12 protein-coding genes and 1 pseudogene are annotated in these 20,209 nt (G+C 66.7%); 9 read left to right on the top strand and 4 right to left on the bottom strand.

Annotation, left to right across the window (positions count from 1 at the left end; translation table 11 throughout):
* Nucleotides 1-430 (top strand): helix-turn-helix domain-containing protein (locus SM757_RS12450; RefSeq protein ID WP_322465701.1); only part of this gene is annotated, 430 nt, incomplete at its 5' end.
* Nucleotides 431-483: 53 nt separating this feature from the next.
* Here SM757_RS12450 and SM757_RS12445 read toward each other — a convergent pair.
* Complete coding sequence (locus tag SM757_RS12445; protein ID WP_322465700.1) at nt 484-1,773, bottom strand: replication initiation protein; 1,290 nt, start codon at nt 1,771-1,773, stop codon at nt 484-486.
* A gap of 538 nt (nt 1,774-2,311) precedes the next feature.
* Between SM757_RS12445 and SM757_RS12440 the strand changes: the two genes are divergently transcribed.
* Both SM757_RS12440 and SM757_RS12435 read left to right on the top strand, forming a co-directional pair.
* The gene (locus SM757_RS12440; protein ID WP_322465699.1) at nt 2,312-3,508 is read left to right on the top strand and encodes an AAA family ATPase; all 1,197 of its coding nucleotides are present in this window, start codon (nt 2,312-2,314) and stop codon (nt 3,506-3,508) included.
* Nucleotides 3,505-4,530, top strand: a complete 1,026-nt coding sequence (locus tag SM757_RS12435) for a ParB/RepB/Spo0J family partition protein (protein WP_322465698.1) — start codon at nt 3,505-3,507, stop codon at nt 4,528-4,530. Before SM757_RS12440 ends, SM757_RS12435 begins: the two co-directional genes overlap by 4 nt.
* 472 nt (nt 4,531-5,002) lie before the next feature.
* On the opposite strand, the pseudogene SM757_RS12430 reads toward SM757_RS12435, so the two are convergent.
* Nucleotides 5,003-5,300, bottom strand: a pseudogene (locus SM757_RS12430) (hypothetical protein).
* A 374-nt stretch (nt 5,301-5,674) separates the two neighbouring features.
* Nucleotides 5,675-5,920, bottom strand: a complete 246-nt coding sequence (locus tag SM757_RS12425) for a VF530 family protein (RefSeq protein WP_066341977.1) — start codon at nt 5,918-5,920, stop codon at nt 5,675-5,677.
* Nucleotides 5,921-6,712: 792 nt separating this feature from the next.
* On the opposite strand from SM757_RS12425, the gene SM757_RS12420 reads away from it, so the two are divergent.
* Nucleotides 6,713-7,084, top strand: a complete 372-nt coding sequence (locus SM757_RS12420) for a hypothetical protein (RefSeq protein WP_322465697.1) — start codon at nt 6,713-6,715, stop codon at nt 7,082-7,084.
* Nucleotides 7,071-7,655: an RES family NAD+ phosphorylase gene (locus tag SM757_RS12415; RefSeq protein ID WP_322465696.1), complete on the top strand. Its 585-nt coding sequence runs from the start codon at nt 7,071-7,073 to the stop codon at nt 7,653-7,655. Before SM757_RS12420 ends, SM757_RS12415 begins: the two co-directional genes overlap by 14 nt.
* Before the next feature lie 155 nt (nt 7,656-7,810).
* Here SM757_RS12415 and SM757_RS12410 read toward each other — a convergent pair whose 3' ends face one another.
* Nucleotides 7,811-8,395: a sigma-70 family RNA polymerase sigma factor gene (locus SM757_RS12410; protein ID WP_322465695.1), complete on the bottom strand. Its 585-nt coding sequence runs from the start codon at nt 8,393-8,395 to the stop codon at nt 7,811-7,813.
* Between the two features lie 736 nt (nt 8,396-9,131).
* On the opposite strand from SM757_RS12410, the gene SM757_RS12405 reads away from it, so the two are divergent.
* The 4 genes from SM757_RS12405 (at nt 9,132) to SM757_RS12390 (ending at nt 20,182) form a co-directional block, all read left to right on the top strand.
* Nucleotides 9,132-9,404 (top strand): MbtH family protein, encoded by a 273-nt coding sequence (locus SM757_RS12405; protein WP_322465694.1) that lies wholly within the window; start codon nt 9,132-9,134, stop codon nt 9,402-9,404.
* 8 nt (nt 9,405-9,412) lie between these two features.
* A complete protein-coding gene (locus tag SM757_RS12400) occupies nt 9,413-10,153 on the top strand; it encodes a thioesterase II family protein (protein ID WP_322465693.1) in 741 nt (246 codons plus the stop codon).
* Between the two features lie 172 nt (nt 10,154-10,325).
* Nucleotides 10,326-15,632: a non-ribosomal peptide synthetase gene (locus tag SM757_RS12395; protein WP_322465692.1), complete on the top strand. Its 5,307-nt coding sequence runs from the start codon at nt 10,326-10,328 to the stop codon at nt 15,630-15,632.
* Nucleotides 15,632-20,182, top strand: a complete 4,551-nt coding sequence (locus tag SM757_RS12390; protein ID WP_407655752.1) for a type I polyketide synthase — start codon at nt 15,632-15,634, stop codon at nt 20,180-20,182. Before SM757_RS12395 ends, SM757_RS12390 begins: the two co-directional genes overlap by 1 nt.
* Nucleotides 20,183-20,209 lie beyond the last annotated feature (27 nt).

Below are 20,209 nucleotides of genomic sequence, written 5' to 3'. Positions count from 1 at the left end.
AATGCCTTCAGGAGTTAATGGACCGCCACGGCATTCCAAGGCGCAAGCAGGCTGGAGAGTGACCCCCGTCCTTGGTCTGAGCCGTTCCCATGGCAACCGAAAGCTGCGCGGGCTTGTGCCCATGACGCTCGACGAGATCAGCCGAATTGCGGAGCACTTTGGGGAAACGCTGCTGCACGCGCTGGAGCCTTGCCTGGCTCATGGTATGGAACCTGCAGTATTGATGTTGGGCGACTTGAAGGTGCCGTGCGAGGTCATGCTGGGAGAGACCTTGCGCCCACCATTCGAGGACGTGGAGTTTTTCGCCATCGGCGTACCGGGAAGCTTTCTTGTCGTCCCGGCCAAAGGCTTGACCTTGCCCGCACGGCAGGTGAATCGGTTGCATTTGCACCTGAACCAGGCTTACCCCAAACAGGCCAACGGCAGCTGACGACTACAGGTCGCCGCACACAAGTCAGCCAGCCTTGTCAGCCCCGCGCCCGGTCAGCGATACACGGCGTAGAACTTTTCCAGTCTGGCCAACACCACGGGAGACTTCCAGTCTCCGTCCGCGATGCGGCGCAGCAGCGCGGGCGTGGCCACGCCATTGGCGACCACGTCGTCCCGCAGCCGCTGCAGCCACTGGCGCTGCAGATCGGGGGGCAACGCCTCGAAATCGATGCGCAGTTGCTCACGCTCCAACTCCTGAGCCGGATCGGGCACGGGCACAGCTGGCACAGGTACGGGCGCCGCAGGTTCTGGGGTTGGCGCTGATACCCGCTTCTTGGCTGCCTTGCGGGCACCCTCCCCTGCCACACCCTCCAAAACCCACTTCAAGTGCGCCACCGCATTGGAGCCAGGTTCCTGGCGCAGTTGCCTGGCCACCACATCCAGCGAGCGCAGCACTGGCGCCTCGCCATAGCGATCCACCAGCGCGTCGTAGTCCAGTTCGCGGATACCCAGCGCCAGGGCCTGTTCTACGGGCGTCAGATCCACAGGTTCGACCTCGCCCTGATCCAGCTTGAAGTCGGGCTTGGGTTTGACAGTGAACTGCAGGTCCACGACCGCCCCACCCTCCCGGTGCTCGATAAGGTCGATCTCGATCTCGGTGTGCTCGTTGATCTGGGCAAGCGCCGGCTTCAGCAGTTCGCTCTTGAACTTGCGGTACTCGCGGTCTCCCGTCACTTCGTGCCCGCGCAGCACCGGCACCCACCAACTCCATGGCTTGCGTGGCGTGCGCCCTGACCCCTGGTAGCGGGCACAAAGCTCGTATAGGGCCACGGCCGCATGCGTGCCCAGCCGGGCCATGGTGGTGAGGTTGATCTGCGCGTACAGCCGCGGGTTGAGGATCTGCTCCTCGATCGTGGGCGGGTAGAACCACGTCACCCAGTTCTCGCGTCCCCGCTGGTAGCACCTGACCTCGGCGAGCAGCGGGAAGATTCGGACCTCGCTGAGCGAAGCGTCCTTGGGATCTTCGCCCGGCAATCCTTCACCTGGCTTGAGCGGGCGCCATTCACAGCGCGTGGACATCATCTCGGTGAGGTAGCGGCGCATGATGCCGGCCTCGTTACTGCTCTTGTCCAGCACGCGCAGCAGCGCCTTGAGCTTGGCTTGATAACCGCGCTTGCCCACATCGCCCTGCCGCTGGGCCACGCGGCCCATCACGTTGTAGAGCTTGCGTCCTCCAGCCGTGAGCCGGCCGTTGATGGGAACCATGGCCAGCGTCGCCACAGGTTTGCGGTAGATGTCTCCACGCTCCTGCGGTACCTCGGGCAACTGCAACGGCTCGTCCATGGCGCGCAGTATATGTTTCTGTCCAGACCCATCCGGACAATGGACGGCATTGAGCGTTTCCACATTGTCCGTAATCGCAATAGTCAAAAGTGCGGACGCCACTGGCTTGTCCAAGAGTCACCGGCCGACCGATACGCTTGCGACAGAAGCCGCAACTGCGCTTGCAACACGGGATTACTTGTCCACAGCGGCCTTTGTGGAACTGCATGGTGGCAGTCGCAAGTACGGACGGGATAAGTCAATAGTTCGGACGCCATGAGTCATTTGTGCGGACGGTTTCGGTCAATACTGCGGACGGTCATGGAAACTAAGTTGTTGTCGTGAATGGAAAAAATCAACTTATACACAGGCCTAAAGATATTGAATCAGTCTTAAACAGTGCTAAAGAGAAAGCGTGAAAGGTTCACTTTTCAATACCAAATTCATCGGCCGCAGGCCGATCAGCGGTTTACAGACGTAGAAATCAAAGCAAGTCCTGAAAATTCACGTCAGCGCCTACAATCGTCGGAACCATCACTAATTCCCGAGGAGGTCCAGCTTGGACGCTACGCTGCTTGAGCAACCCGGGCTCAGCCTAGAAGATATCGACGCTCAAGCAGAGCGTGTGCAAGCCGTCTTGTCGCAGGTACGCAGCACGATGCTGTCGCCTACCTCCCGTAAGGAAGCGCCTCGGTTCACTGCATCGCAGCTTGCTGAACTGACTGGACTTGGCCGCAACCGTTTCGATGCCAGGATCAAGAAAGGCGATCTGCCTGGAGGAACCTTGTCGCCCAGCGGGGCTCGGCGAGAGTTTTCACTAGCTGAAGCCCGCGAGTGGGTGCGTGCCACTCGTGCGGGTGACATGCGCCCGCAGATGGCCACGGCCTGCACGCTGTGCATCGGCAATTTCAAAGGCGGCGTTAGTAAAACAACCACTGCCGCCACACTGGCTCAAGGTCTTACGCTCGCGGGCCACCGGGTGCTGCTGATCGACTGTGATCCCCAAGGCAGCCTGACGACTCTCTTTGGCATCCTGCCCGACTCCGAGGTGGCACCTGAGGACACGCTGCTGCCGCTTTTCAACGGCGACCAGGATGACGTGGGATATGCGATCCGGCCGACTTACTGGGACGGTATCCACCTGATCGCCGCGGCGCCTGTGCTTTTCGGCGCGGAGTTCGCGCTGCCGGCGCGGCAGATGAACGACCAAGCCTTCGAGTTCTGGCGCGTGATGGACCTGGCCCTGGACAACGCGCGAGATGCTTACGACTTCATCGTCATCGATACACCGCCCTCGCTGTCCTACGTCACGATCAACGCTCTCATGGCTGCCGACGGCATCGTGATGCCCCTGCCGCCATCTGCGCTGGACTTTGCCAGCTCGGCGCAGTTTTGGAATCTCTTCAGCGACCTCACCAGTACGCTGGTGCGCGCCCGCGGCGGCTCCAAACGCTTCGCCTTCGTAGACGTATTGCTGACCAAGGTCGAGACCACCGACGCCAGCGCCATCTTGGTCAAGAAGTGGCTCAGCGCGGCGTATGCCGACAAGCTCCTGCAGATTGAAATCCCCAAGACCGCTGCAGCCATTGCGGGATCGGCCGAATTCGGCACGGTCTATGACCAGCTCAAGAATGCGCCTTCGGCGCGCACGCTCAAACGCGCTACCGACGCTTTCGACCGCCTGGTGGACCTCATAGAGGATCAGGCCCAGATGTTCTGGTCCAACCAGACCGAGCGGCTGGGGAGCGCGCAATGAGCACTAAGAAGCGTGAGAAGGTCGGCGACAACATCGAGTTCGTCATTCCGCCAGCGAGGCCAAGAACGCCCGATGCAGTTCCCTCGCCGGCGCCTCAACCTGCAGCCAAGACGGGGGTGGGCTACACCACGGCGGCCATCTTCAACACTAACGCGTTGCGAGGTAAGACCGAGGAGTTGCAGCGCGAGGTGGATGGTCTTAAAGCTCGCACTCAGGAGCTGGAGAGCGACCGCGGCGCTCAGCTGCTTGACGCTGCGCAGATCGTGCCAAGCCGCTGGGCCAACCGGGCAGATGCGTCCTTCTCAGATCAGGAGTTCCTGGCTCTCAAGGCTGAAATCCAAGACGCGGGCGGGAATGTGCAGCCGATCATGGTTCGGCCCATTGAAGGCGAGGGCAATCGTTTCGAGCTGGTTTTTGGCCACCGTCGCCACCGCGCTTGCCTGGATCTTGGACTGCCGGTGCTCTCGGTCATCAAGCCGTTGGACGACCGGGAGCTCTTCGCGCACATGGAGCGCGAGAACCGCAACCGCAAGAATCTCTCACCGTTCGAACAGGGCAAGATGTACCGTCGCGCACTCGACGAAGGCTTGTTTCCCTCGATGCGGGCGTTGGCTGCGGACATTGGCCGTGGCTCTACGGATGTGAGCGAGGCCATCCGGATAGCGGAGCTGCCCCAGCCTGTGCTCGACGCGTTTCCTTCGCCTAACGAAATCCAGTTCCGTTGGGCGAAGGCCTTAGCCGACGCATGCCAGCGTGATGCCGTGGGCGTAAAGGCCAGGGCCCACGAGCTGCGAGCCGAACGTCTGCCGGCTGCTGCAGTGTTTAAGGCACTCACTGGTGTACAGGACAGGCGGGGTGCAAGACGGTCTTTCACCCAAGAACGGCAGCTCACATTAGGTGACGGGCGGCATGCGGTAATTCGCAATGATGGCAAGCGGGTCGTAGTCGAACTGGACCCCTCGCTGTTGCCCTCCGAACGGTGGGAAGCGTTCGAGGAAATGCTGCTGAGATTCGTGGGTTAATCTTTTTCTACAGCAGCGGAGCCGCTTGTGAAAGCGGACATGGGTATCAACATCCACGACGCGTAGAAGTGCAGCAACGGTGCAAGACGGTCTTGCGCCGTCCTGGCAAAGTGAAGTGTCGTCTGCCGGCCGAATAGCTATTGCAATACAGCGTAGGGCCGTCGGTCAGGCGGTCTTCTTGCAGCCATGCGGAATCGCAACCTGAAGATTGTCTGCAGCAAGGCGTTGGAGGCTGTTTGATACCCGGTCCAAGTTTGGAAAGTCGATCCGGCTGCAAGTTACGGCCGGGTTGTCCTCACCCTCGGCCGCATTGAGTAGCCGAGGTACATGACGCCACACGGTGGCGCGATCCGGGTAGTTTGCGTTTGAGTTCGCTCGAAGAGGCCGCGCAGAAAAACAGCAGTGCAAGACCATGGGAGCCCCCCTATGGGGGCCTACCGCAGCGGTGTGTCGGCTCGCGTATTAGCCCAAGCTACTTTGTGGCCGTTGGATGCACAGCCAGCACACGGTCGAAGTAGCGCTTGGTGGCGCCACAGGTTATGGCCACGGCCAGGGTCTGCACAATCCCCGGCGCGTCGGTGCCGACTGTGTATGCCCAGCTCCGCGTCGCTCAGGCCGTCCACGACGAGCTTCAGGCAACTGCGAGCCTGGGTGCCCATGAAGACAGTGTTTATTGGTCTGAAGTCGGACTCGCACACGTCCGCTGAACCCTGCCGGGCCGCATCGGTTTCCGTCAGGCCCGACGTAGCTATGGGAGTCTTGGTGAACACCGCGCTGGCTGCCGTGCGGTGGTCCACGCGCACGGGATAGCAACCGAACTTGCTATCGGTGAAGGGCCGGCCTGCAGTAATGGCCACCGGGTGAGGTCGACGCGGTCGGTGACGTCGCCATCGCCCAAATGCCCTGGGCCGTGGTGCCGCTGCCCAGGTCCACGGCAATGGCACCGTGTGCGGAGAGTTGCACGCTCGCTTTCGACAAGCCCAGGCCAGCGGTGTTGGGCCGCCCACGCGGTTGGGGTCTCGGCGACGAGCACGCGCGCGCCATGGAACGGCGCGAAGCCGCTACACCGCCGGAGCTGGCGCCAATCACGATCAGGTCGTACGTGTCGTTCAATGCAGGCTCCCTTTCGCGGCGGCGTAGCGCATCAGCGCCGATCGTCGCGCCGCTGCTCGCACAGCATGAAGAGATAAAGGCTTTCGGCCTTGTCCCGCGCCCAGGGCGTCTTGCGTAGGAATTTCAGGCTCGACGCCACGCTGGGCTGGCTGCTGAAGCAGCGCTCGGCCGATCCCGCCCATTTGTAGTGGTCGGCCAGGGCCGTGACGATCATCTTCGGCGTGATGCCGTGCAAGGGGTTGCACGGCTGGGCCGGCTGGGGAGTGCAGCTGTCCATCCTGATTTTCGATGCTGACTGGTTTGAGCCTGGAAGCCGTTGGTACGGCTGGCGTTGGACACGGCTTACAAGGCCACGTTGCTGGCTGGCGGGCTCAACGCTTGCCTTGGCACCTCGTCGCGCTTGCTGCTCACGTGGCTTGGCGGCGGAGCCTGCGTGGATTCACGATGCCATCCGTCGCGCGGCAGGCCGTCTGGCTGGCCAAGACTTAGTTGCAGGAGTGGTAGACGGTTAGGCGGGCAGGGCAGGGCGGCATCACGCTGGGGCACACACTCCATGCACTCCTTGTGCCTCCGAGAGAAGTTATCTTTGAGCCGCCAAAGCAAGAAATCGACGGAGGAAAACACGCCTTCGATTGCTGTTTTTTGTCTACGCCAACAGCGTTTCCCAGTAATCGCACACACCACAGGTAGCGTTGAAAGCGCTTTGTACTAACCGGCATCACTTCTTGCTTTGCTTGCTCTGCTTGCGTAAGACATCTACTGCGGTCATGCCCGCCAGAGTTCAATCCCCCAACAGCCGCTTGGTCACCTTGTCTGCAGTTCTGCCCGTGGAGCAGTTGCAGCAAAGGCTCGTGCGCATGCGCAAGGAACTTGCCCAGGCCAAGGCGCTGATTCGCGTGCTGGAAACCGACGTCAGCGAGGTTGAGGCAGCGTTGGCCGAGGCTGCTAATGAAAGACCTGCACATGATCATGATCGCGCTCGGAGTCCAACATCGCCAGCTGCCGCCAGTCCACAGGCATCGGGTGGCGTAACGGGCGCCGTGGCCCGTGGCGAGAAGCTGCTGAAGGGGTGGGTCCAGGATGGCACCCTGTACCTACTGCGGCGCTGGGCTCCAGCTGGGGCATCACGCGCCAGGCGCTGGACCAAGCCGTAGAGCGCGGCGAACTGTTCTCGCTGAAGATTGCGGGACGACGGTATTACCTGGCCGAACTGCGCGACATCACGCGTGAGCAGGCTGCCCAGGTCTGCTGCGCGCTGGGCATGCTGTCGCCCAGTGAAAAGCTTATGTTCTGGCTACACGCGCATGGCGGACTGCAGGGCAGGACGCCCGTGGTGGCGATACAGGCCGGGCAACTCGCACGCGCGGTGCAGCTGGCACAGGCCTGGGCTCGCGAGCGCACGCATCCTGATGCCGATTCCGGGAACGATGCGCGCACCTGAGCCCGGCACCTTCGAGCACCTGCTGCAGCCCGTCGAAGTTCCCGTTGATCGCCTGGTGCGCCTGTCGCGGTACCCGGCCACCGAGCCGTGGTGGGGTAGGGCGGCTGCTGGGCGCTTTGATGAACCGCTGCAGCAGTTCGGTGTCTGCTATGCCGCTGACCAGGTCGCCACGGCCTTTGCCGAAACCGTGATCCACGAGTCGTCGGCCTGGCGCCATGGTGCGTGGCTGGTGGCCACGGCGGAGCTGACCGGCCGGTGGATGGTGTCGCTGCAGCGGCCTGCGCGCCCGCAACTGCTGATGGCCGATCTAACTGGCACGGCTCTCAAGGCCCTGGGCCTCAACAACGACCTGTGCAGCGGTGGCGACTACACCTTGTCGCAGCATTGGGCGCGTGCCATCCACGATGCCAGCCCAAGCTGGGACGGCATTCGGTATGTCTCCCACCAGAACAACACGGCCTACCGCTACGCCGTCTTCGAGCGCGCCGGGGTGGTGAAAGCCGGCGCCGCCAAGCTCGAGGGGGCATTGCTGGAGCGGCTGTGCAATGACTTCCAAGTGATCGCTCTCTGAGTAGCAGCAATCTCCTTGGACCCGTGAGCCTCGGGTCGGCCAGCTTGGCTATGAATCGTTCGCCGCCCTAAGTGCTTGTCGAGCTTTAGATTAGCAGCCAGCTGCCGTGGCGAAGCCAACTTGCGGTTATTTTTTTTATAAAAGATTATGAATGCTTATCTGGGATAAATTGAGCAGGTTTGCGTACATGCAGGTTTACTCATAGATCGAGCCGCGAAGATCTCTCGGTGCCCCTTCAACGACTCAAGGGCCTGTCGGGCATCGCGCACCATGAAGTTGACCAATGTCGCAGAACAACCTAGGCGCGCGGCGATTTCCCTTTGCGTCAGTTCCCCCAGCCTGAAAAGCTCGAAGGCTTGACGGGTGCGAGGCGGCAAAGTGTTGAGTACCTGATCGATGGCCTGTATCAGGCGCCAGCCGTCGACGCGTTCGCCCATGACGCAATTGATGGGTATTTCAGGTATTTGCCCATCTTCGGTCTGGACCTGGAGCTTGGCTTCCAGACTCCTGCGGCGGCAGTGGTCCAGCGCGACGTTGCGCACCACCTGGCAGCAGTAGCAGAACGGGCGTTCCACGTCAGTTTTCACGCTCTCGCGTTCAGCCAGCCGCACGTAGGCATCCTGCACGACTTCGTCCGCAAGGTCTGCCGTCCCTACCACCTTCCTGGCAAGACTGCGAAGCTGCGTACGGTGGGCGATGAACACCTCCACAAGCGTCTGACATCGTTGTTCGACGGACATGCCACAGGGCCTCCAGATGTTTGCCGGATCAGAAAAGTCCAAGCGTGCTTCTTGAATACGAATGATTATCATCAACATTTCGATTGATGAGAACTTTTTTGATGTTTTGGTGACGCTGGCTTGTGAGCCAGGGCACACCGCCACCGTTGTCCGCCGAGAAGGGCTCGCATGCCGCCATCAAGGCAGGCGTGCGCCATGAGCACGGCAAGTTGTCGCGCCTCCGATGCGCCAGGCCAACGCGGCTTTGCTGCACTGAGGAACGCTGGACGACGCGGGCGATCCTCGTGGCCTCACAGGGCGCGCAACGGGGCCAGGACAAGCGCGCCGAATTGCCCTGGCCCATACGGAACGCTTTCACCTGGCACGCGCAGCCAATGCTGATGTGCCATCACGCGCAAAGGCACGCCTGCAAGGCAGTGGCCGACTCCATGGCGCAACCACTGGCCTCGGATGCCAGGCTTCTCTGGCGCCATGGCGGTTGCGGACTGTCCAGCCGGGCATCAAGCACAAGCGCCGGTGGCCCCGGCTTCTTCCGTCACGCGAGCAACGAATTCAGCCTCTCCGGCATCTTCAGGTGCGCAACGCCGCCCGCCAGCTTGAATGCTGCCTTTTGCAGGCCCGACGGCCCTAAACAAATCGCGGGCTGACTCGTCAATGGGAGCAGAAGGCGCGTCACGAGCCCAGCGGGCTCCGCGTGGCGTGTCCTTCGTTCCACCCAACCGCACGAGGAAGCCGCATGTCCACCAGTTGTTTTGATCGCGAAGACGAGACCTTCATCGTTCTCGTCAACGACGAAGAGCAGTACTCCATCTGGCCGCACTGGAAGGCCGTACCGAGTGGCTGGCGTGCCGTCGATGGCGTGAAGGGCGACAAGAAGACGGTGCTCGAATACGTCGAGAAGGCGTGGACCGACATGCGCCCGCTGACGCTGCGCAAGTGGATGGATGCGCAGGCCGCTGAGGCCGCGCAGCCGCTTGCTGCCAACCATTCGGCTGTCGCTGCCCAGTGATTCGACCCATGCGGCTGCCGCTTTTCGACCTGCTGATGCTGCCCTGCGCGGGTGCGAGCGCCACGATGTACCTGCGCTGGCGACGCCTGCTGCCGCAGTGGATCCGCCTGGTGCCCGTGGAGCTGCCCGGGCGCGGCGGGCGCATGGGTGAGCCCCATGCCGAAAACTTCTCCAGGCTGGTCGATCAACTCTGCGACGAGCAGGCGCAGGCCCTGCAAGGCCGCTATGTCCTGTTCGGCCACAGTATGGGAGGCCTGTTGGCCTATGGGATCGCGCAGCGACAGCGCGCGCTGTCCCGGCCTTTGCCGCAGGCCATGTTCGTATCGGCCAGTTCGGCGCCGTCGCGCCGTGATCCGGATCGCTTCGTCGGAAAAGACAACGACGCCGCGCTGATCGCCGATCTGCGCAAGCAGGGCGGCACGCCCGAGGAAGTGTTCAACAGCAACGAACTGCTGCGCCTCACGCTGGACACGCTGGGAGCGGACTATCGCGTGTGCGAAAGCTTTGCGTATGGGGCGAACGCGCCCTTGCCGCTGTCCCTGCATGTGCTGGCCGGGCGGCATGACGATATCGCGGCCGAACGCATGGAGGCCTGGCGGCATGAGACGGACGGCGCATTCACGCTCGACTGGTTCGATGGCGGCCACTTCTTCATTCGCCAGCACGAGCAGCAGGTGCTGGCCGTCGTGGTGCGCGAGCTGACGCGGCAGCTGTCGGGGGCAGGGCATGCCATTGCAGTGGCTGCCTGACACGTTGCCGGCCGGCATCACCGTGTTCCTGTTCGAGCTGGCCCTGGCGGCGCCACTGGCGCCCGCCGATGGGGTCGTGCTCGGCGGGACGGCATGAAGCCCCGCCACGAGTGAACCGATGGCCTGCCTTGTGTGGCGCATGCCGGCATAGCCCGGCCAGCCAGGAAATCCGATGACAACACACACCACCTCCAGCCAACCCTCCTTTGTTCACCCCAGCCACTTTGTCGAGCGGCTCGGGGACCTGATGGCCACCTGCCCCGACGACACGGCGCTGATCGTCGTGGCTGATCAAGGAGGCGAATCCGTCGAAACGGTGCTGTGCTATCGCGACTTCGGCCTGCGGGTGCGGGCGTTGGCGGCCGTGCTGCAGCAGCGGTTCGAGAAGGGCGCCCGCGTGCTAATCCTGCTCGACAACGACGAGCACTACGCGGTCAGCATGTTTGCCTGCTTCCATGCCGGCGTGGTCGCGGTACCGGTGTTCCCGCCGGAGTCGGCCCGGCCGCAGCACTTGGCACGGCTGGCCGGCATCGCCGCCGACGCGCAGGCGCGGGGCGTTCTCACGGCCCGTTCGCCGCAGGCCCTGGTTGGTGAAGCCGCGCGCCAGTTCGGGAATGCCTTGGTCATCGCCGTGGACGACGTCGATCCGCTTGCTGCGGCCGGCTGGCACGCGCACGAGCCCGCAGCGTCGGACGTGGCCTTCCTGCAGTACACCTCCGGTTCCACCTCGGCCCCCAAGGGCGTGATGGTGACGCACGGCAACCTGATGGCCAACGAGCGGGCCATTCACGAAGGGCTGGGCATCGGGTCGGCGGACAGGTTCGGCGTGTGGTCGCCGCTGTTCCACGACATGGGCCTGATCGGCGGCCTGCTGCAGCCCTTCTACAGCGGTATTCCGTGCGTGCTGGCTTCGCCACGCTACTTCCTCGAACGCCCGGTGCGCTGGCTGGAGATGATCTCGCGCTACCGCGTCACCATCAGCGGCGGGCCGGACTTTGCCTACCGGCTGTGCGTGGACCGCGTGAAGGACGCGCAGCTCGAAGGGCTGGACCTGTCGAGCTGGCGCGTGGCCTACACCGGCGCCGAGCCGGTGCGGCACGACACGATGGACGCGTTCATCGCGCGCTATGCCAGCGTCGGGTTCGACGCCGCCGCGGTCTACCCCTGCTACGGCTTGGCGGAAGCCACGCTGTTCGTCACCGGCGGGCGCCGCGGCAGCGGCATGGTGGTGAGCCGCTTCGATGGCGACGCGCTGGCCGCACGGCAAGTGGCCTGCGCCGCCGAAGGCGCTGCGCTGGTCGGTTGTGGCCGCGTGCCCTCGGGGCACGACGTGCGTATCGCCGATCCCGAAACCGGTGTGCCCGCCACGCCGCAGGCCATCGGCGAGATCTGGGCGGCCGGCCCCAGCATGGCGGCCGGCTACTGGAACCAGCCGGAGCAGACGGCACAGACCTTCGTCGAGCGCGACGCACAGCGTTGGCTGCGCACCGGCGACCTCGGCTTCGTGCACGGCGGCCAGCTCTTCGTGACCGGCCGGCTCAAGGACATGATCATCGTGCGCGGGCACAACCTGTACCCGCAGGACATCGAGCGCGTCGTCGAGGACGAGGTCGAGGCGGTGCGCAAGGGGCGGGTCACGGCCTTCTCGGTGGCGGGCGACGGTGGCGAGGGCATAGGCGTGGCCGCCGAGATTTCCCGCGGGCTGCAGAAGCTCGTCGTGCCCCAGGCCTTGGTCGATGCGATCAGCGCGGCGGTGAGCGCGCAGTGTGGCGAAGCTCCTCGCGCGGTGCTGCTGCTGAATCCGGGGGCGCTGCCCAAGACTTCGAGCGGCAAGCTGCAGCGCGCGGCCTGCCGCCAGGGCTGGGCCAGGCGCTCGCTGGACGCCTATGCGATCTTCGAGAACGGCCGCTTCGTGAGCGGCGGCGCAACGCAGGCCGTGATGGATGCCGTGCAGGATGACACTGCACAGGCCCTGGCCGCGCTGTGGTGCGAGGGGCTGAGCCCTGGCGCAGCGCGTCCCTACGCCGGCGATGCCCACTTCTTCGCAGCGGGCGGCAATTCGCTGGCCGCCGTCCAGCTGGCCGCGCACGTGTCGCAGCGCTGGTCCATCGAGTTTCCCGTGCGCATGGTGTTCGACCATCCGCGGCTGCAAGAGCAGGCGGAGGTGATCCGGCGCGGCGTGGCCCTGGGTGCACGGCCCTTGGTGCCCACCATTGCCGTGCTGCCGGCCGGGCGCCGCGCCGGCCCGTTGCCGCTGTCGGCCGCACAGCGGCGCCAATGGTTCCTGTGGCAGCTCGATCCGCAGGGCACGGCCTACCACGTGCACGGCGCCTTGCGCCTGGCCGGGGCGCTTGACGCGGCGGCCATGCAACTTGCGGTGCAAGGCCTGGCGCAGCGGCATGAGTCGTTGCGGACGGTCTTTCATGCGCGCCCCGACGGCGAGGTCGAGCAACTCGTGCTGCCGCAAGGCGCGCTCGACCTGCAATGGGTCGACCTGCGCGAGCTGGCCGGCGGCGAGCGCGAACCGCAGGCCATGGAGGTCGTGCGGTCGTTGCTGGCGCAGCCCTTCGACCTGACACGCGGGCCGCCGGTGCGGGCCACCCTCGTGCGCGTGGCCGACGAGGTGCACGTCCTGGCGCTGGTGACGCATCACATCGTGGCCGACGGCGCCTCGATGCAGGTCATCGTCGACGAGCTGCCGGCTTTGTATGCCGCCGCCCTGGCCGGCGAGGCGGCAACGCTGCCGCTAACGCTGCAGTACGCGGACTGTGCCGCGTGGCAGCACGAGCATCCGCAGACGGACGCGCGCGAGCAGCAGTTGGCCTACTGGCGCGAGCAACTGGGCGCCGCGCCGGGTGAGGCGCAGCCGGTGCTGGACCTGCCGACGGATCACCCGCGGCGGGCCGTGGCGCGCTATCGGGCGGCGCGTCATCGCCTGGAGGTGTCCGCCGGACTGGAGGCTAGGCTGCGGCAGCAGGCCCGGCGGCAGGGAGTGACGCTCTTCGCCGTGCTGCTGGCCGCATTCCAGGTGCTGCTGCACCGCGGCACCGGGCAGTGCGACATCCGGATCGGGGTGCCGGTGGCCAATCGTGACCGGCCAGAAAACCAGCGCGTGGTCGGCCTTTTCGTCAACACGGTGGTGCTGCGCAACGTGATCGACGGGCGCATGCCGCTGGCGCAGGTGCTGGCCCGGGCCGCGCAGGCCGCGTTCGGCGCCCAAGCGCATCAGGCCTTGCCTTTCGACCAGCTCGTCGAGGCGCTGCAGCCCGCCCGCAGCCTGAGCGTCAGTCCGATGTTCCAGGCGGTGTTCAATCACCTCGTGCAGGACTTCGGCGCTTTCGAGCGCGTGGCCGGCCTGCACGTCGACGACGTCGGCATGCCGGGCCCGGAGGCCCAGTTCGAGATCGTGCTCGAAGCCCGCGAGCGCGTGGGCGCGCCGCTGGCGCTGGACCTGGTCTATGCGGCCGAGCTCTTCGAGGCCGAGACGATGGCCCGTACTGCCGGCCACTACCTCGCGGTTCTCGAAGCGATGGCAGCCGACACGAACCGTGCCGTCGGCGACGTGGCCTTGCTTGGCGCACCGGAGCGGGCCGAGCTGCTGCGCTGGAGCGTCAACGGCCACCGCGAACCCGGCGATGCGCCGGTGCACCACGGCATCGCGCGGCAAGCCCTTCAGCGGCCCGACGCCGTGGCCCTGTTGTTCGGCGACGAGGTGCTGAGCTACGCGCAACTGGACCGCCGTGCCAACCGGCTGGCGCATCGCCTCCTGTCGCTCGGCGTGCGCCCTGAGGATCGCGTGGGCGTGGCGATGGTGCGCAGCGTCGAGCTGGTCGTGAGTGTGCTGGCCATTCTCAAGGCCGGCGCCGCCTACCTGCCGCTGGACCCGGAGTATCCGGCGGCTCGCCTGGCGCACATGGTGGACGACAGCGGCATCCGCCTGCTGCTCACCCACGGGCCTGCGCGCGGCTGCATCGCCGCGCGTGACGGGCTCGCCGTGCTGGAGGTCGACGCGATCGACCTGGAGGCCGGGCCCGCTTCCGATCCCGGTGTGCCGCTGCACGGCGACCAGCTCGCCTACGTGATCTACACCTCCGGCTCCACTGGGTTGCCCAAGGGCGTGGCCGTGCGGCATGAGGCCCTGCGCAGCTGCATGGCCTGGATGCAGCGGGCCTACCGCCTGACGCAGGACGACACGGTGCTGCACAAAGCGCCTTTCGGCTTCGACGTCTCGGTGTGGGAGATGTTCTGGCCGCTGACTGCCGGTGCGCGGCTGCTGGTGGCGCAGCCGGGCGACCACCGTGACCCGCAGCGGCTGGTGCAGCTGATCGAGCGGCACCAGGTCACCACGCTCAACTTCGTCCCGTCGATGCTGCAGGCCTTCCTGGCCCATCCGGGCATAGAGACCCGCACGCGGCTGCGCTACGTGATTTGCGGCGGCGAGGCGATGCCGGCGCCGGTGCAGGCCGAGGCGCTGCAGCGCCTGCGCGGTGCGTCGCTGCAGAACCTGTACGGTCCTACCGAAACCACCATTCACGTCACGCAGTGGACCTGCCGCGACGACGGCCACAGCCTGGTGCCCATCGGACGCCCCATCAGCGACACCCAGGCCTGGGTGCTCGATGCCGAGCTCAACCAGGTGCCACGCGGCGTCGCCGGCGAGCTTTATCTCGGCGGGGTGAGCCTGGCCCGCGGCTACTTGAGCCGGGCCGCCCTCACGGCCGGACGTTTCATTGCCGATCCCTTCGGCCAGGGCGGGCGGCTCTACCGCACCGGCGATCTGGTGCGGTGGAACACCGAGGGTCAGATCGAGTACCTGGGTCGTATCGACCACCAGGTGAAGCTTCGCGGCCTGCGTATCGAATTGGGCGAAATCGAGGCCGCGCTGCTGGCGCAGCCCGCGATCCGGGAAGCGGTCGTTGTCGCGCAGGACGGACCCGGCGGTCCCACGCTGGTGGCTTATGTGGCGGCCCACCCCGGCCACTTGCCCGACCCTGCCGTGCTGCGTGAGCGCCTGGGCCCGGTGCTGCCCGACTTCATGGTGCCGCGCGCGGTGGTCGTGCTCGATGCGCTGCCGCTCAGCGCCAACGGCAAGGTCGACCGCGCGGCGCTGCCCGCGGCCGCGGCGCCTGTGCGGGCGCAACGCCACGAGGTGGCGCAGGGCGGTGTGGCGCAGGCGCTGGCGGCCCTTTGGTCCGAGGTGCTGCAAGTGGCCGATGTCGGCCTGCACGACAACTTCTTCGATCTCGGCGGCCACTCGCTGCTGCTGATCCGCGTTCACCGGCTGCTGGAAGAGCGGCTGCGGATCGTGGTGCCGCTGCTGCAGCTCTTCAAGCATCCCACCGTCGGATCGCTGGCGCAGGCGATAGAGCAGGGCGGCAGCCCGGCCGACGCTGGCGGCACAGCCGCCGTCGATGCGCAGGCGCTGCGCAAACGAACCGCGATGCTCCAACGCCGCAAGGCGGCAGAGAGGGTTGACTGATGTCCATGGCCGAAACGAACCCCGCCTTCACCGGCCTCGAAATCGCCATCGTCGGCATGGCCGGCCGCTTTCCCGGTGCCGACGACGTCGATACCTTCTGGCGCCACATCCGCGACGGCGTCGAGTCGATCCAGCACTACGACGACGCGGCGCTGCAGGCGCGGGGCGTCCCGGCGGCGGTGCTGGGCGATCCCGACTACGTCAAGGCCGGCGCGCCCTTGCAGGGCGTCGATGGCTTCGATGCCGCCTTCTTCGGCTACACGCCGCGCGAGGCCGAGACGCTCGATCCGCAGCAGCGCGTGTTCCTTGAGTGCGCCTGGGCGTCGCTGGAGGATGCCGGCTGCGATCCCGCGCGCTGGCCGGGCAGGATAGGCGTCTATGCCGGCGAGGGGGCCAACCTCTACCTGCTGTGCCACCTGTTGCCGGCGTTCGATCTCGGCGCCCACAGCGGCATCGCCGAGCTGCTGGCCCTGATGAGCGGCAACGCCGGCGGCTCGCTGTGCACCCGCGTGGCCTACAAGCTCAACCTGCGCGGCCCCGCGGTGAGCGTGCAGACGGCCTGCTCCACGTCGCTCACCGCGGTGCACACGGCCTGCCAGGCCTTGCTGTCCCACGATTGCGACATGGCGCTGGCCGGCGGTGTGTGGCTCAACCTGCTGCAGGACGGCGGCTACCGCCACCAGGCCGGAGCGATCCTGTCGGCCGACGGGCATTGCCGGGCGTTCGACGCCGATGCGACCGGCACGGTGATCGGCAGCGGTGCCGGCGTGGTGGTGCTCAAGCGGCTCGACGAGGCGCTGCGCGATGGCGACACGGTGCACGCCGTGATCAAGGGCAGCGCGGCCAACAACGACGGCGCGGCCAAGGTCGGTTTCACCGCTCCCAGCGTGGACGGGCAGGCCGAAGTGATCCGCGCCGCGCTGCAGGTCGCGGGGATCTCGGCCGACACCATCGGCTACGTCGAGGCCCATGGCACCGGCACCACGCTCGGCGACCCGATCGAGATCGCCGCGCTGACGCAGGCCTTCCGGGGCGACACCGCGCGACGCGGCTACTGCGCCGTCGGCTCGGTGAAGACCAATGTCGGCCACCTCGATGCCGCGGCCGGCGTGGCCGGCCTGATCAAGGCCGCCATGGCGCTCAAGCATCGCGTGCTGCCCGCGAGCCTGCATTTCCGCCGGCCCAACCCGCAGATCGATTTCGCGGGCAGTCCCTTCTACGTCAACACCGTGTCCAAGCCCTGGCCCGCTGATGCGGTGCCGCGCCGTGCGGGCGTGAGCTCGTTCGGCATAGGTGGTACCAACGTGCACGTCGTGCTCGAAGAGGCGCCGGCGGCACGCCGCGGCGAGGGCGGCAGGGGATGGCAGGTGCTGCCCCTTTCGGCGCAGAACGCCTGCGCGCTGCAGCAGGCCGCGGCGCAGTTGGCCGATCACCTCGAAGCCGGGACCGACGCCGCGCTGGCCGACGTCGCGCAGACCCTGCAGAACGGGCGGCGCGCGTTTCCGGTGCGCGGCGTGGTGGTGGCCGACGACGTGGCACTGGCCGTGCAGGCGCTGCGCGCGCACGGCAGCGGCTTCGGCGCGGCGCTGCGCGTGCCGGCCAGCGCACCAGAGGTCGCCTTCCTGTTTCCGGGCGGCGGCACGCAGCACGCCAACATGGGCCTGGCGCTGTACCGCGACCATCCCGTCTTCCGCGAGGAAGTCGACCGCTGCTGCGAGGCACTGGCCGGCACCATGGGCATGGACCTGCGCGCGCTGCTGTATCCCGCGTCGCAAGGGGAGGCCGAGGCCGACGCGCGGCTGGCGCGCATCGAGTACACGCAGCCCCTGCTGTTCATCGTCGAATACGCGATGGCGCGGCTGTGGATGTCGCGCGGCATCCGGCCCGCGATGATGCTGGGCCACAGCCTGGGCGAGTACGTCGCGGCCTGCCTCGCGGGCGTATTCCGTCTTGAGGACGCGCTGCGCATCGTGGCCGAGCGTGGCCGCCTGATGCAATCGATGCAGTCCGGCGCCATGACCGCGGTCACGCTGTCCGAAACCGAGCTGCAGCCCCTGCTGGCCACCACGGGCTGCGACATCGCCGCCGTCAACGGCGAGCGGCTGTGCGTGCTGGCTGGGCCGACGGCCGCCATCGAGGCCGCCGAGCGGCAACTGGGCGACCAGGGGCTTCTGCCGCGCAGGCTGCTGGTGTCGATAGCTTCGCACTCGGCCATGACCGACGAGATCGTCGCCGAGCTGCAGAAGGTGGTGGCGAGCGTGCCGCGCCAGGCGCCGCGGATGCCGTTCATCTCCAACGTGACCGGGCGGCCGATCACCGCGCAGGAGGCCACCGATCCGGCCTACTGGGGCCGCCACCTTCGCGGCACGGTGCGCTTTGCGGACGGCCTCGCCCATCTGCTGGACACGGCGGGCCGCGTGCTGCTCGAAGTGGGGCCGGGCGAGACGCTGGCCGGCCTGGCGCGCCAGCACCCGCTGGCCGCATCCGCCGTGGGCATCTTGTCGAGCCAGGCGCATCCACAGCAGCGCATGCACAACGAGCGCCACATGGCCGCCACGCTGGGCGCACTGTGGTGCGCGGGCGTGGCGGTGGACTGGGACGCCTGCCACCTCGGCCGCAAGGCGCGCCGCGTGCCGCTGCCGAGCTACCCCTTCCAGCGCCAGTCCTATTGGAAGGACGCCGTGCCTGCGCCAGGCACCGGCGGGGCGGACGGCCCGTTCTACGTGCCCGTGTGGAAGCGCGCCTGTCCGGTCGAGACGGTAGGGGCCATTGCGCCCGCAAGCGGCTGCACGCTGGTGATAGGCAACGCGGACGATTTCGCCATCGCGCTGGCCGACCACCTGCAGCGGCAGTGGCCCCGCCATCCGGTGGTGCGCGTCGATCTTGCCCAGGCCTTCGCGCAGCTCGGCCCTTGCCATTACGCGGTACAGGCCGGGGCGCGTGCCGACCATGAAGCGGTGCTGCGCCAGGTGCAGGCCGACTTCGGACCCATTGCCGGCATCCACCATCTCGGCGGCGTCGATGCCGAGCTGCCGGCTGACCGGGACGCCGTGCTGGAGCGCAGCTTCTTCAGCCTGCTGGCGCTGGCGCAGGCGCTGGAAGCCACCGGGCTGGGCGGCGAGCGCAAGCTGCCGATGCAGGTGGTGGTCAACCAGGCGGAGGACGTTTGCGGCACCGAGGCGCTGTGTCCCGAGAAGGCCACGGTGTTCAGCCTGTGCAAGGTCATCGGCCAGGAATATCCGCACCTCGATTGCCGCATGGCCGACGTGGTGCTGCCCGCCGCCGGTGATGATGCACAGTCGTGGTTGCTGGAGCAACTGGCTGCGGGCATGCCTGGCGGCCGCGGCGAAATGCGCATCGCCTACCGCGGCCCGCATCGCTGGACGCGCGGCTACGAAGCGCTGGCCGCATCCGGTGCCGGGGCGAACGGCGCGCGGCAGCGGCTTCGCCGGCAGGGCGTCTACCTCATCACCGGCGGCCTCGGCGGCGTGGGGTTGGCGGTCGCGCGCCATCTGGCCCAAGCGTGGCAAGCCCGGTTGGTGCTGCTCGGCCGCTCGGCGCTGCCCGCACGCAGCGACTGGGAACGCCTGGCCGCCGATGCGCACCAGCCGCAGGCGCTGCGCCGCAAGCTGCAGCAGTTGCTCGAAATCGAAACCCTGGGCGGCGAGGTGCTGGCGCTGTCGGCCGACGTGGCCGATGCGGCGCAAATGCATGCCGTGGCCGCGCAGGCGCGTGCGCGCTTCGGTGCGGTGCAGGGCGTGATCCATGCGGCCGGCCACGCCCACAGCGGCATGATCGGTCAGCGCACCCGCGCCATGGTCGACGCGGTGTTCGCGCCCAAGCTGCAAGGCACGCGGGTCCTGCTCGACGTGCTGCGCGACGAGCCGCTCGATTTCGTGCTGCTGTGCTCGTCCATCTCCAGCATGGCCGGCGGCCTGGGCATGAGCGACTACGCCGCTGCCAATGCCTATCTCGATGTGGTGGCCGCGCTCTGGCAACGCAGCGCGCGGTATCCCGTCATGTCGGTCAACTGGGACGCCTGGCGCGATCTGGGCATGGCCGCCGGCCGGGTGCTGCCCGAGGGCATAGGCATGGACGGCCCGCAAGGCGCGCGCGCACTGGAGCGCATCGTCAACGGGCCGGCGTTCGCGCAGGTCGTGATCTCGACCACCGACCTGGAGCAGCGCCTGGGCGAGCTCGACAACGGCATGCTGGCCCTGGTCGAAACCGGCGGCCCGTCCGTCCAGGGCAAGCGCCGCAACCATCCGCGGCCCGCGCTGTCGAGCGCCTACGTCGCGCCCGCGGGCGACCTGGAAAGCGGGCTGGCCGACCTCTGGCAGGACATGCTCGGCATCGCCACCGTGGGCGTCGACGACAACCTGTTCGAGCTCGGCGGCGATTCGCTGCTCGCCATCCAGATCCTCGCCCGCGCCCGCAAGGCATACGAGGTCGAGCTGCATCCGGCCGCCTTCTTCAAGGCGCCCACCCTCCGCGGCCTCGCGCTGCTGGTGGAGACGCGGCTGATCGAAGAGATCGAGAACGCCGCCTAGGCCCAGCCACTCCGTCCGCCTCCGCTT

The organism is Azohydromonas lata (assembly GCF_034427735.1).
GTDB classification, from domain to species: Bacteria; Pseudomonadota; Gammaproteobacteria; order Burkholderiales; family Burkholderiaceae_C; genus Azohydromonas; species Azohydromonas lata.
The sequence above is the reverse complement of the archived record's forward strand: the minus strand, read 5'-3'. Positions and strand labels throughout refer to the sequence as shown.

Bases quoted from the DNA above. Each gene is read 5' to 3' on its own strand.
- SM757_RS12410 (WP_322465695.1), bottom strand. From the start codon at position 8,395: ATGTCCGTCGAACAACGATGTCAGACGCTTGTGGAGGTGTTCATCGCC.
- SM757_RS12390 (WP_407655752.1), top strand. From the start codon at position 15,632: ATGTCCATGGCCGAAACGAACCCCGCCTTCACCGGCCTCGAAATCGCC.
- SM757_RS12405 (WP_322465694.1), top strand. From the start codon at position 9,132: ATGTCCACCAGTTGTTTTGATCGCGAAGACGAGACCTTCATCGTTCTC.
- SM757_RS12435 (WP_322465698.1), top strand. From the start codon at position 3,505: ATGAGCACTAAGAAGCGTGAGAAGGTCGGCGACAACATCGAGTTCGTC.
- SM757_RS12415 (WP_322465696.1), top strand. From the start codon at position 7,071: ATGCGCGCACCTGAGCCCGGCACCTTCGAGCACCTGCTGCAGCCCGTC.
- SM757_RS12445 (WP_322465700.1), bottom strand. From the start codon at position 1,773: ATGGACGAGCCGTTGCAGTTGCCCGAGGTACCGCAGGAGCGTGGAGAC.
- SM757_RS12400 (WP_322465693.1), top strand. From the start codon at position 9,413: ATGCGGCTGCCGCTTTTCGACCTGCTGATGCTGCCCTGCGCGGGTGCG.
- SM757_RS12425 (WP_066341977.1), bottom strand. From the start codon at position 5,920: ATGGACAGCTGCACTCCCCAGCCGGCCCAGCCGTGCAACCCCTTGCAC.
- SM757_RS12395 (WP_322465692.1), top strand. From the start codon at position 10,326: ATGACAACACACACCACCTCCAGCCAACCCTCCTTTGTTCACCCCAGC.